Annotated in this window: 13 protein-coding genes and 2 tRNA genes; 9 read left to right on the forward strand and 6 right to left on the reverse strand. The window is 56.7% G+C overall.

Going from position 1 to position 12008, the window contains the following annotated elements:
* Nucleotide 1: 1 nt before the first annotated feature.
* Nucleotides 2-925 (reverse strand): lipoyl synthase, encoded by a 924-nt coding sequence (gene lipA, locus RSE16_10075; protein WRH75058.1) that lies wholly within the window; start codon nucleotides 923-925, stop codon nucleotides 2-4.
* A gap of 93 nt (nucleotides 926-1018) precedes the next feature.
* Between lipA and RSE16_10080 the strand changes: the two genes are divergently transcribed.
* Genes RSE16_10080 through RSE16_10095 form a run of 4 tightly spaced genes read left to right on the forward strand, consistent with a single transcriptional unit; the run spans nucleotide 1019 to nucleotide 3597 of the window.
* Nucleotides 1019-1975: a sodium-dependent bicarbonate transport family permease gene (locus RSE16_10080; protein WRH75059.1), complete on the forward strand. Its 957-nt coding sequence runs from the start codon at nucleotides 1019-1021 to the stop codon at nucleotides 1973-1975.
* Between the two features lie 3 nt (nucleotides 1976-1978).
* Nucleotides 1979-2290 carry a transcriptional regulator gene (locus RSE16_10085; GenBank protein ID WRH75060.1) on the forward strand — a complete coding sequence of 104 codons (312 nt, stop codon included), beginning with the start codon at nucleotides 1979-1981 and terminating at the stop codon, nucleotides 2288-2290.
* Complete coding sequence (locus RSE16_10090; protein ID WRH75061.1) at nucleotides 2290-2913, forward strand: carbonic anhydrase; 624 nt, start codon at nucleotides 2290-2292, stop codon at nucleotides 2911-2913. The genes RSE16_10085 and RSE16_10090 overlap by 1 nt, the downstream gene beginning before the upstream one ends.
* Before the next feature lie 51 nt (nucleotides 2914-2964).
* On the forward strand, nucleotides 2965-3597 hold the full coding sequence (locus tag RSE16_10095) for a pyridoxamine 5'-phosphate oxidase family protein (protein ID WRH75062.1): 633 nt from the start codon (nucleotides 2965-2967) through the stop codon (nucleotides 3595-3597).
* Here RSE16_10095 and RSE16_10100 read toward each other — a convergent pair.
* On the reverse strand, nucleotides 3556-4509 hold the full coding sequence (locus RSE16_10100; GenBank protein ID WRH75063.1) for a hypothetical protein: 954 nt from the start codon (nucleotides 4507-4509) through the stop codon (nucleotides 3556-3558). The genes RSE16_10095 and RSE16_10100 overlap by 42 nt on opposite strands.
* A 71-nt stretch (nucleotides 4510-4580) precedes the next feature.
* Here RSE16_10100 and putP point away from each other — a divergent pair, with 71 nt between their 5' ends.
* Nucleotides 4581-6002, forward strand: a complete 1422-nt coding sequence (gene putP, locus RSE16_10105; protein ID WRH75064.1) for a sodium/proline symporter PutP — start codon at nucleotides 4581-4583, stop codon at nucleotides 6000-6002.
* On the opposite strand, the gene RSE16_10110 is transcribed toward putP, so the two are convergent.
* Nucleotides 5999-6391 (reverse strand): metallopeptidase family protein, encoded by a 393-nt coding sequence (locus RSE16_10110; protein ID WRH75065.1) that lies wholly within the window; start codon nucleotides 6389-6391, stop codon nucleotides 5999-6001. The genes putP and RSE16_10110 overlap by 4 nt on opposite strands.
* Nucleotides 6392-6396: 5 nt before the next feature.
* Nucleotides 6397-8076: an energy-dependent translational throttle protein EttA gene (gene ettA / locus RSE16_10115; GenBank protein ID WRH75066.1), complete on the reverse strand. Its 1680-nt coding sequence runs from the start codon at nucleotides 8074-8076 to the stop codon at nucleotides 6397-6399.
* A gap of 115 nt (nucleotides 8077-8191) precedes the next feature.
* Between ettA and RSE16_10120 the strand changes: the two genes are divergently transcribed.
* From RSE16_10120 to RSE16_10135, 4 genes are all read left to right on the forward strand, one after another.
* Nucleotides 8192-9565 carry a M28 family peptidase gene (locus tag RSE16_10120; GenBank protein WRH75067.1) on the forward strand — a complete coding sequence of 458 codons (1374 nt, stop codon included), beginning with the start codon at nucleotides 8192-8194 and terminating at the stop codon, nucleotides 9563-9565.
* Nucleotides 9562-9789, forward strand: coding sequence for a hypothetical protein (locus RSE16_10125; protein ID WRH75068.1), 228 nt, complete (start codon nucleotides 9562-9564; stop codon nucleotides 9787-9789). Before RSE16_10120 ends, RSE16_10125 begins: the two co-directional genes overlap by 4 nt.
* Nucleotides 9790-9905: 116 nt before the next feature.
* The gene (locus RSE16_10130; GenBank protein WRH75069.1) at nucleotides 9906-11087 is read left to right on the forward strand and encodes an MFS transporter; all 1182 of its coding nucleotides are present in this window, start codon (nucleotides 9906-9908) and stop codon (nucleotides 11085-11087) included.
* Between the two features lie 42 nt (nucleotides 11088-11129).
* Nucleotides 11130-11687, forward strand: coding sequence for a hypothetical protein (locus RSE16_10135; protein WRH75070.1), 558 nt, complete (start codon nucleotides 11130-11132; stop codon nucleotides 11685-11687).
* Between the two features lie 91 nt (nucleotides 11688-11778).
* On the opposite strand, the gene RSE16_10140 is transcribed toward RSE16_10135, so the two are convergent.
* Both RSE16_10140 and RSE16_10145 read right to left on the reverse strand, forming a co-directional pair.
* Nucleotides 11779-11855: transfer RNA gene (locus RSE16_10140), tRNA-Pro, on the reverse strand.
* 49 nt (nucleotides 11856-11904) lie between these two features.
* A tRNA-Ile gene (locus tag RSE16_10145) sits at nucleotides 11905-11981 on the reverse strand.
* Nucleotides 11982-12008 lie beyond the last annotated feature (27 nt).

Raw genomic sequence — 12008 nt, forward strand, 5'->3', positions numbered from 1 at the left:
CTCAACCGGCCTTGGCGAGCTGCGCCTCACGCGCGGCCTTCATTTTCGCAAAGTCATCGCCCGCATGATAGCTTGATCGGGTCAGTGGCGTGGCCGCCACAAGCAGGAAGCCCTTGGCGCGGGCAATTGCCGCATAGGCATCAAATGCCTGCGGGTTCACAAATTCGGCAACCTTAGCGTGTTTTGGCGTTGGCTGAAGATATTGCCCCATGGTCAGGAAATCGATGTCCGCACTGCGCATATCATCCATGACCTGATGAACTTCCATTCGCTCCTCGCCAAGCCCAAGCATCACGCCTGATTTAGTAAAGATCGAGGGATCATGGCGCTTCACCGATTCAAGAAGCCGTAGCGAGGCATAATAGCGCGCGCCGGGCCTGATGGTCGGATACAGTCTCGGTACTGTTTCGAGATTATGGTTATAGACGTCGGGGCGCGCCTCGATAATCGCCTCGACCGCGCTCTGCACCTTGTTGCGGAAATCCGGGGTCAGAATTTCGATCGTTGTCTTTGGCGTCATGAGGCGCAGGGCTTCAATCACCTTCACAAACTGGCTGGCACCGCCGTCGGGCAGATCGTCGCGATCAACCGAGGTAATGACGATATGTTCAAGCCCCATCTTCGCCGCAGCGATGGCAACATGTTCAGGCTCCATCGGATCAACTGCGCGCGGCATGCCCGTCTTGACGTTGCAAAAGGCGCAGGCGCGCGTGCACACATCGCCAAGGATCATCACCGTCGCATGCTTTTTGGTCCAGCATTCCCCGATATTCGGGCAAGCGGCCTCTTCGCACACAGTGTTTAACTTGAGATCGCGCATCAATTTGCGCGTTTCGTTAAAGCCGGCACTGGTGGGGGCCTTTACCCGGATCCAGTCAGGTTTGCGTTCGCGTTGTTGCGTGCGGACAGGCTTGGGATCGTTCATCGTCGTGCAGATAGCGATGCAATCCCGCCTTGCCAACAATTTCGCAGCGTCATAAGGCGCGTGGGCTAGCGGCTGAACGAAAAAGGGGGCGCCATGATCGTCGATACGTTGACTTCACCGGTCATCCTGTTCTTCGTGCTTGGTATCTTCGCCGCACTGATCAAATCCGACCTTTCGATACCCGAAGCCTTTGCAAAGGCGATGTCGATCTATCTGATGGCCGCCATCGGGCTGAAAGGCGGGATCGAGGTCGCTGAATCGGGTTTCACGGCCGAACTGGCTGCGGCCGCGGTCGCCGGCCTTGCCCTCAGTTTTTTCATCCCATTCTTTGCCTTTGCATTGCTGACACGTTTTGGCGGGTTAAGCCGCATCGACGCTGGCGCGGTTGCGGCACATTATGGGTCTGTCAGCGTGGTGACCTTTGTGACAGCGAAGGAGATATTGACCGGTCAAGGACTGTCACCAGCAGGTTATATGGTTGCCGTGCTAGCCTTGATGGAAACGCCGGCAATCATCAGCGGCCTTTTGCTTGCCCGCAAAGGACAAAATACGGCATCGGGCAATGGCAGTGGCGGGCTGCTTCATGAAGTTTTCGCAAATGGCTCGGTCGTCCTGCTGGTCGGTGCATTCGTGATCGGCTTGATCGCAGGCAAGGATGGGTTCGAACCCGTTCGTCCCTTGTTCGATACAGGTTTCCGCGGCGTGCTGTGCCTCTTCCTGCTCGACATGGGGCTAATCGCGGCGCGGCGGCTTACCCAGTCCAAGAAACTCAATGCGCGGCTAGTCTCGCTTGCGATACTGCTGCCTTTGATCAACGGCGGCCTTGGCGTTGCGATCGGCACGCTGATCGGCCTTGATATTGCCTCTGCGGCGGCCCTCGGAATACTGGCGGCAAGCGCGTCTTACATCGCCGTGCCCGCCGCGATGCGCATGGCCCTGCCAGAGGCGGACCCCGGCATTTATCTCGCCATGTCGCTCGGCATTACTTTTCCGTTCAACATCATCATCGGCATCTCGCTTTATACCCAGCTTGCCACTGCGATAGGATAATCCATGGTTGAAACCGTTTCGCGCAAGCGCATCGAAATCCTTGTCGACACGCCCCTCGTTCCGCGTGTTGTGAAACTGGCGCGGCAGGTTGATATTTCAGGCTGGAGCCTGATCCATGTAGACGCAGGCGAAGGCCGCGATGGCGCGTGGCAGCATGATGATGTGACCGGCGCAGGTGCAAAGACGATCGTGCTGATGATCGCGTCCGAGGCAAAATCGGCGGCCCTGGTTGACGCAATCGCGCCGCTGCTTGACAGTTATCGCCTGTTGCTGACCGTGGGCGATGTCCAGGTGGTGCGCGGAGAGCGTTTCTGATGCCTGAATTTGCCCATCTGGTAGACGGCTATCGCCGGTTTCGCAGCGGTTCCTATGTCGATCAGAAACAGCGTTATGACCAGTTGGCAAGTGACGGTCAGGCCCCGCCGGTCATGGTCATTTCCTGCTGCGACAGCAGGGTCGATCCAGCGACCATATTCGATACCGTCCCCGGGCAAGTCTTCGCGCTTCGCAATGTTGCCAATCTGGTGCCGCCCTTTGAAATCGGCGGCGGCTTGCACGGCACATCTGCGGCAATCGAATTTGGCGTACTCGGTCTGAATGTTAAGCATATCGTGGTTCTTGGCCACGCTCAGTGCGGCGGGATCAAGGCTGCGCTAGAGGGTGGCGATCTGGGCATGCCAGGCCACAGCTTCATCGATGGCTGGGTCGACATTGTTCGAGACGCCCGTGATGCCGTGGTCGCCAAGGCACCTGAAGATCCGCAGACCATGCTGGAATTGGAGGCAATCAAGGTCAGCCTCGACAATTTGCGCAGTTTTCCCTTCATTGCCGAGCGAGAAGAAGCGGGGCTTTTGAAGCTGCATGGTGCCTATTTCGGGATTGCACGTGGCGTGCTGTTCATATTGGATCGGGAAAGTGGCGAATTTGTTGCTGCTTGAGCCAAACCTGCGAAATAATCGCAAGGCCCCGATTTGTGATGAGTGCTTGATGTGACGGAAACCGGTTCTGTTCTGCCCGGCTTTTATGACGACCTGGCCGCTAGCCTGGAAGAGGCGCGATCATTGCTGGCAGAAGGTGCGAATAGCCGTCATTGTGCAGCACACACACCGGTGGTTGCCACGATCGGGTGTGACGGCATCCCGGCACAGCGGGTGATGATCCTGCGTGCCATGGATTGGAACGCAAGATCACTTCGCTTCCACACCGATCCGCGTTCCCATAAGACCGCGGAAATCATTACGAACGGCGCTGCATCGGTGCTCGTCTATGACCCGGGACCGAAAATACAGCTCAGGCTATCAGGTATTGCCCAAATCGAAACCGACGGCGCGGACGTGGATCAAGCTTGGCAAGAATCGACCTTGTTCGCGCGTCGTTGCTACCTGAGCGAAGCCGGACCGGGAACGGCGGTTGGACAACCTGTCTCGGGCCTCCCCTCATGGGTTGAGGGCCGCAGCCCCGTGGAATCGGAAATAGGATCTGCCCGAGCGAATTTCGCGATATTGCGCTTCAACTTTGCCCGGATCGAATGGCTTTATCTGGCCAATGCCGGCCACAGGCGCGCAATCTGGAACTGGGACTCAGTCGCCGGTCAATGGCAGGGCAGTTGGCTGATCCCCTAGCGGCGCGCAACCTTTCATATAGGCGTCGATCATCTGCCGCTGCGCCTCCGCAGCCGGAGCCAGATCATCACCACGTTGCGCCTCAAAATTGACATAGGCCTGCAATGGAAGGTTAAGCGCGACGTAATTGGATAGCGATCCATCGCTACGCCTAACCTTTTCGTGCCAGACATTGATGTTTTCGGCGTTAAGCGCAGCGCGGCATTTCTGATCGGCCGCCGCGATATCAGTCGCTGCGATATAAGGCAGGATCGCATAAACATCAGGATCGTCGAGCAATGGGTCTTCGCCTTGCCCGGCATGGCCATCTTCGCGGATGTCCAAACGTCCCCGCCGAAAGGCTGCAGCGTCCAGCATAGTTATATCGCCACGACCACCCTTGCCATCGCCCGAAAATCCGTCGTTATTGGTGTGCAATGCGATGATCGGCTGACCTTTGGGCAGTGCACTGAGGATTGCACTTGTGAAAAGCGGGGTACGTGCATCGAAATTACGATTGGGATCGCATGCGGCCACTGGCTTTGCGCGCACGCCGCATGGACCAAAACCTGTCTGGCGGCGCAAGCTTCCCGGACCGCTATTCACCGCTATTCCGACACCCCCATGCCGTTTCAACGCCGCGATCATCGCATCAAAGGCTGCGTTTTCGTCATCATGTGGAACCGCCCATAAAGGACCGACTGGTTGCGCCACATTTTCAAAGCGCAGCAAATGCCATTCAAAACCATTTTCAGAAAAGCGGCTCTCGCTGACATTGACCCCAGTCAGAAATTCGGGATCGGCGCGATGCCGATCAAGATCATCATCCTGAAGTGCCGCAATTTCAGGCTTAGCCAGCGGTTGCCAGTCTACGGCGACGCCCGCAGCCGATCCGAAGAAGAAAATGGCGGAAAGAGATACTGCAAAGCGCATGAACTCCCACTATAGCATCGAGACAGGGACAGAAAGCCTGAACAACAGGCACATATTTGGGGGATCGGATAATGTTGCAGTCAGGCGCTATTGCAAGTCTTGCCGTTTATTTTGCATTGATGCTGGGTATCGGCATTTATGCATGGCGCAAATCGACCGCCAGCAGCAGCGAATATCTGCTATCTGGGCGTCAATTGGGCCCGGCTGTAACGGCGCTGGCAGCCGGTGCATCGGACATGTCGGGCTGGTTGATGCTGGGCCTTCCCGGCGCGCTTTATGCGAGCGGCCTCGTCGAGGCATGGATAGCGATTGGTCTGTTCATTGGTGCGCTCGCCAACTGGATCATTGTTGCCCCCCGACTGCGCGAACAAACCGAACGTTTCGGCGACGCCCTCACCATCCCAGAGTTTCTGGGCAACCGGTTCAATGACAAGAGTCACATGCTACGTTTGACCGCAAGCATTGTGATCATCGTCTTTTTCGCGCTCTATTCTGCGTCAGGCCTCGTCGCCGGCGGAAAACTGTTTCAGAGCGCATTTGGCGCCGATTATCAAACCGGCCTATGGATCACCGCATCGGTGGTGGTTGCTTATGTCGTTTTGGGCGGCTTTCTTGCGGTCAGCCTCACTGACTTTGTTCAGGGCACGATCATGGCAATCGCACTTATTGTCGTTCCATTGATGGCATGGCAGGGATTGCCGGCGGGGCTTTCGGTCGGTGACACGCTGCGGGTGATCGATCCCAACATGACCAGCCTGTTTGCCGGAACCACTGCACTTGGCATCCTATCGACCGCTGCATGGGGTCTGGGCTATTTCGGGCAACCTCACATCATTGTCCGCTTCATGGCGATCCGTTCGGTCAAGGACATACCAATGGCGCGGAACATTTGCATGGCGTGGATGGCAATCACGCTTACGGGTGCGGTGCTGGTCGGGCTTATCGGTCGCGCTTATGTCGAGAGTAGCGGGCTAAGCGTTGCCGACCCGGAAACAATCTTCATTCTGCTGGCAGGCGAACTTTTCGCGCCCGTGGCAGTGGGCTTCCTTCTCGCTGCCATCCTTGCTGCGATCATGAGTACGATTTCGGCGCAGCTGCTCGTCACTGGCTCATCGCTGGCCGAAGATGTCTATCGCCTGTTCGTGCGCCGCGAAGCGAGCGAGGGTGAAATTGTGACTGTTGGCCGCCTTTCGGTGGTTGCCGTCGCGGGGCTTGCGATGCTTTTGGCAAAAAATCCGGAGAGCAGCGTCCTCAGCCTTGTCAGTAATGCCTGGGCCGGTTTCGGTGCGGCATTCGGCCCTGTAATCATTCTTGCGCTGACATGGCAGCGAATGACATTGGCCGGCGCAATGGCTGGGATGGTGACCGGTGCGTTGGTGGTGATAGGCTGGATTGCACTAGGCTGGAGCAGCGCGATGTATGAGATTGTCCCTGGATTTGTTGCCGCGATGCTAGCCATTGTTGGCGTCAGCCTTGCCGGGCAACGCTCCTAATCCAGTTCAGTTTCGATTGCTTCCATCTGTTCGTCCGAAAGGCCAAAATGATGGCCGATCTCATGGACCACGACATGGTTGACGAGTTCCGCCAGCGATAAGCCGGATTCCGCCCACTCATCCAGCAGCGGCCGCCGGAATAAAGTCACTGTGTCAGGTAATCCGGCAAAATCATCGAGTGATCTTTCACAGACCGGTCGTCCTTCATAAAGACCGGAGAGATCATAGCGGTTGGCGATGCCCAAATCATCGAGCAGTTCGGCCGATGGCCAATCCTCAACCATCAGGATGATGTTGGGCAGATGACTGGCAAATGGCTCCGGAATGCGCGTCAGCGCATCCCGAGCAAGCCGTTCGATATCTTCAAGGTTGGGCGCTCTTTCGCCCACCGACCTTAGCGCGTCAGCTTTTTGTAGCTGGTGCGATGAGGCTTCAGCGCATCTTCGCCCAATCGGCGGATCTTGTCCTCCTCATAGGCATCGAAATTGCCTTCGAACCATTCGACATGGCTGTCGCCTTCAAATGCAAGGATGTGCGTTGCCAAACGGTCGAGGAAGAAGCGGTCGTGCGAAATCACCACCGCGCAACCCGCAAAGCTTTCGATGGCTTCTTCAAGCGCAGCAAGCGTTTCAGTGTCGAGGTCGTTTGTCGGCTCGTCAAGCAGCAGCACGTTTCCGCCCTCTTTGAGCATCTTGGCCATGTGCACGCGGTTGCGCTCACCGCCCGAAAGCAGGCCGACCTTTTTCTGCTGATCTGCACCCTTGAAGTTGAAGGCGCCGACATAGGCGCGGGTCGGCGTTTCATGCTTGCCGACCTTCATATAATCGGCTCCGCCTGAAATTTCTTCCCAAACATTCTTGTTGGGATCCAGTGCATCACGGCTTTGATCAACATAACCCAGATGCACGGTTTCGCCTATGACGACTTCGCCGCTGTCGGGGGTTTCCTGTCCCGTGATCAACCGGAACAATGTCGATTTACCAGCGCCGTTCGGCCCGATGACGCCAACAATGCCGCCGGGCGGGATAGAGAAGGTCAGGTTCTCAAACAGCAATTTGTCGCCATAGGCTTTAGTCACACCGTTGACCTCGATCACCTTGCTGCCAAGGCGTTCTGGGTTCTGAATAACGATTTGTGCTTTGCCAACCGGGCGATTTTCGGCTGATTCAACAAGTTGTTCGAAGCTTTTAATACGGGCCTTGGATTTTGTCTGACGCGCCTTGGGCGACTGCCGGATCCATTCCAACTCGTCCTTGATGGCTTTCTGGCGGCCATGCTCCTCACGGGCTTCCTGCTCCAGACGCTTCGCCTTCTTTTCCAGATAGGTCGAATAATTGCCTTCATACGGGAAATAGCGGCCGCGATCGAGCTCGAGGATCCAGTTCACGACATTGTCGAGGAAGTAGCGATCGTGGGTGACGAGGATCACATTGCCCTTGTAATCGACCAGATGCTTTTCAAGCCATGCGACGCTTTCGGCGTCAAGGTGGTTGGTCGGTTCGTCGAGCAACAGAATGTCGGGCTTTTCGAGCAGCAGGCGGGTGAGCGCAATCCGGCGTTTTTCACCGCCTGACAGATTTTCCACCGACCAATCGCCCGGGGGGCAACGCAGCGCGTCCATCGCAATTTCCAGCTGGTTGTCGAGTGTCCAACCATCGACAGCATCGATCTTTTCCTGAAGGGTGCCCATTTCCTCCATCAGCGCGTCAAAATCCACGTCTTCCGGGGGATCAGCCATAATCATCGAGATTTCGTTGAAACGCTCGACCAGATCGGCGGTTTCGCGGACGCCATCCATGACATTTTGCTTGACCGTCTTGCTCGGATCGAGCTGCGGTTCCTGTGCCAGATAGCCGACCGTGATGTTCTCTCCAGGCCATGCCTCACCGGTGAATTCAGTATCGATACCGGCCATGATCTTCATCAGCGTCGATTTACCGGTACCGTTGGGGCCGACGATGCCGATCTTTGCATCCTGGTAAAATTGCAGGTGAATGTTGTTCAGAACGGGTTTTTGTGCGCCAGGGAAGGTTTTGGTCATCCCCTTCATGACAAAGGCATATTGTGCGGCCATCGGTCGTTTCTTTCGGTATCGCGATAAAAAGGAATTGCTCGGCCTCTAGCCAAGCATAACTCTTGCTGCAAGGTGGGAGATTGGCAGGCGCGCAAAAGCCGGTTAAGCGATTACGATGAACAACAGATATTTCGCGCTTTCGCTCGCCACGCTTTGCCTTTCCACCTCCGCCATAGCTGCATCAGATGATGCCAGCCCTTCGCAGAATGCGATGCGCGATACGCTGGCTTATGAAATCACCGAAGGGTTGACCACCGAGGTCGGCCAGCGTCAGGGCGGAACCGAAGCAGAGCAGCGCGGCCGTGACTGGGCAGTGGCGAAGCTGAATGCGCTGGGCTTTGCCAATGTCCGCGAAGAAAAGTTCGATATGCCGACATGGGTGCGCGGAGAGGAAAAGGCCTGGGTCATCAGCCCGTTCCAAAATGTGATGGCTGCCGCTGCCCTTGGCAATTCAGGATCGACCGGCGCAAAGCCTTTTGAAGGCGAAGTCATCTATTTCCGTACGCTTGACGATCTTGTCGCTGCGTCAGATGCGGGGGTTGCTGGAAAGATCGTGTTTGTTGATCACCAGATGAAGCGCGCGCAGGATGGCAGTGGCTATGGCCAATTTGGCCGCGCCCGCTTCATCGGCCCCAACATTGCTGCGAAAAAGGGTGCCGCGGCGATCCTGATCCGTTCGATCGGTACTGATAGTCATCGTGGACCGCATACCGGTAACACCAATTTCGAGGCCGGGGTAAAGCCCATTCCTGCTGCGGCCATTTCCAACCCCGATGCTGACAATCTGACCCGTCAGTTGATGCGCGCAAAAACGCCTGTGAAGGTGCGCCTGCTTTTGACTCCCCAGAATCTGGGGCAGCAGAAATCGGGCAATGTCATCGCCGAAGTGCCGGGCAGCGACCCCTCACTCCCGCCGATCGTTATCGCCTGCCATCTGGATAGCTGGGATCTTGGCACCGGCGCGATCGATGATGCGTCGGGCTGTGGTATCATTACTGCTGCGGCCAGCTATCTTCAAAACCGCCCTGCCCCCAAGCGTACCGTTCGTCTGCTTTGGGCAGGTGCCGAGGAGGTCGGCATCTGGGGCGGGAAGGATTATGCAGAAAAGCATAAAGGCACACCGCACGCGCTTGCGATGGAATCCGATTTCGGAGCCGATCGGGTGTGGCGAGTCGATTTCAAACTGCCAGATAGCGCAAAGCCGCTGGCCGACCGGATCGCATCAAAACTTGCTTCGCTGGGCATAACGCGCGGGAAAGATCCGGCAAGCGGCGGCGCCGATGTCGCGGCAATCATCGCCGCACAGGACCTTGCGGTAATTGACCTGCAGCAAGACGGCACGCGTTATTTCGATCTGCACCACACACCAGATGACACACTGGACAAGGTTGATCCCGAACAGATGCGCCAGAATGTCGTTGCCTGGACAATGGTGTTGGAAGAAGTCGCCAATTATGCGGGCGATTTGTCGATGGCACCGAAATCATGAAGATGCTTGCACCGCTTGTGCTGTTCCTGCTTGCCGGATGCGGCGTGCAATCCGCTTCGGACAAAGCCGGAACTGGAGAGGAAACCAGCACCGAAGCAGCCACTGACGAAGATCTGGATGCAGAGCAGAAAGATATTGAGGAAGCCGCCGACGAGGCCGCAAAGGTCGTGGAAGCTGATGCGGAGGAAGAAGTAGAGGCCGCCAAGGGCGAAGCCGAACAATAGCATTTTCCCTATATTCGCTCTTCAACCCTTCGCTTTAGAAGCATTTTGGGGGATGAGTTGGAGGGAAGATGACGCCGGCTTATCGAGCTGAGTTTAGCGCCAATTGGCGTGCCGTTATGGCAACAGCGCTAGGCCTTGGGGCCGGTGTTGCGCTCAGCATTTATCTCAACAGTCTTTTCCTGCCGCATCTCGCCCAAGAGTTTGGCTGGACCGAAGGGCAACTCGCTCTAACCGGCGTTGCCGCATTGGGCGCAACCGTTGGCGTGCTGATTTCAGGTCGTATGGCTGATCGCTATGGCGTGCGCCGTGTTGCGCAGATCGGTATCGTTGGAATGCCGCTGGTTTGGATCGCTTTTTCGCTAATGAGCGGCAATATCTACGCTTATTATGCGCTGTTCACACTTAAGATGTTTGTGGGAACTACCACGACATCGGTTGTTTACGCTCGGGTGACGGCCGAGCGTTTTACATCAGCGCGTGGCATGGCGCTCGCACTCGCCATTGGCGGTGGACCGTTGATAGGCGGGTTGTCCGCGCCGTTGGTCAACGCGGTCATCTATGCCGAAGGCTGGCGCACGGGCTATCTGGCCATCGCGGCGCTTAGCGCATTGCTGGGGATTGCGGCATGGTTGATGCTGCCCAAGGACCGTGGCGCGGCATTTCAGGGGACAACCCCTGCGTTGATTTCAACACGGCAAAGCTATGCGCTTCTAAGCAAGACACCGATGTTGTGGCTAATCTTAGTCGCAATGCTGCTCTGCAATTTGCCGGCATTGATGGTCAGCCTGCAAACGAAGCCGATGCTCGTTAGCCTCGGCGTTAATGCCACAGCCGTTGGCTACCTTGTTTCGGTTTACGCAGCTGGCGTGCTCGCCGGCCGACTGGGGTGCGGTCTTGCACTCGATCTTTACCCTGCGCATCGGGTCGCGACAGTAGCTATGGGGCTGCCGGCAGTCGGGCTTGCCTTATTGGTGATGCAACCTGACGCTCTATGGATCGTCGTGTTGGCGATGCTGCTTCTGGGGCTTAGCCAAGGCGCGGAAGGCGATATTGTTGCTTATCTGGTTGCAGGGCGTTTCACTTTTGCCCTTTTCGGCACCGTGGCCGGAATCATCACCGCCGCCATAGGTATTGCAGCGGCAATGGGCGGGTTGATATTGTCAGCCATGCTGAACGCAGGCGGCGGCTATGTTGGCTTTCTTATGCTTTCGGCGGCAAGCGTTGCTATCGGGGCGCTATTATTCCTCGCATTGGGATCGCCGGGCATGACTAGGAGGATCGGAGAGAATCTGCACTGACCGCCCTTGGCACATTCAGTTTGGGCTGCCATGCACCACCACATGAAACGCTTTTCGGCCGCTGTCCTTACAATTTTACTGGCCCTGAACGCCTGCGCGCATCCGCGACAGCAAGGGTTACAGGCGCAGTTTGAAAAGGGATTAGCCGCGCAGGCCAGTGCCACCGAAGCATTGCGGCTTTGGTGCGAAACGCGCGGCCTTGCAAAACCGGCGCAGATTATTGCGGAAATGGTACCGGGGAAGCAATTTGCTCCACCGGAAGACATCCATAACCTTCTGGACGTGCCCGTTAGCGAGCCTCTCGGCTATCGCCATGTGAAGCTAATCTGCGGGGATAAGGTAATGTCGCAAGCCCATAATTGGTATGTGCCCTCGCGGTTGACGGCGGAAATGAACCGCCAACTTGCTGAAACCGATACGCCATTTGGCAGGGTCGTATCCAGTCTCGGCTTCAAACGGAGGGGTATCGCCTCAACGCGACAGCGCGATCCGGCCTGCCCGAAAGGCACGATTCTCGCTAACCGTGCGATTCTCACTTTGCCCGATGGACGTGGATTGGCGATGGTTGTCGAATGCTACACGGAGGTCAATTTGCGGTGACGAGGCTTAACATTCGCGCCTGCGTCAACGTTACAAATTCAGCTCCAACCACCCGAAAAGGTGAGCCGTAAGCTGCAAAATAGAAAATAAGTGGTCGGGGAGACAGGATTCGAACCTGCGACCCTCTGCTCCCAAAGCAGATGCGCTACCAGGCTGCGCTACTCCCCGACACGGGAAAAGACTATAATCTGCTTCCAAACACTGGCGTTCAAAAGCGTGGTGGGCCCGGAGGGACTCGAACCCCCGACCTAGCCGTTATGAGCGGCCAGCTCTAACCAACTGAGCTACAGGCCCCCTGAGAACAGCGCCGATAGCGGAAGG

It is taken from the genome of Sphingobium sp. (assembly GCA_035196065.1).
In the GTDB taxonomy this organism is placed as follows: Bacteria; Pseudomonadota; Alphaproteobacteria; order Sphingomonadales; family Sphingomonadaceae; genus Sphingorhabdus_B; species Sphingorhabdus_B rara.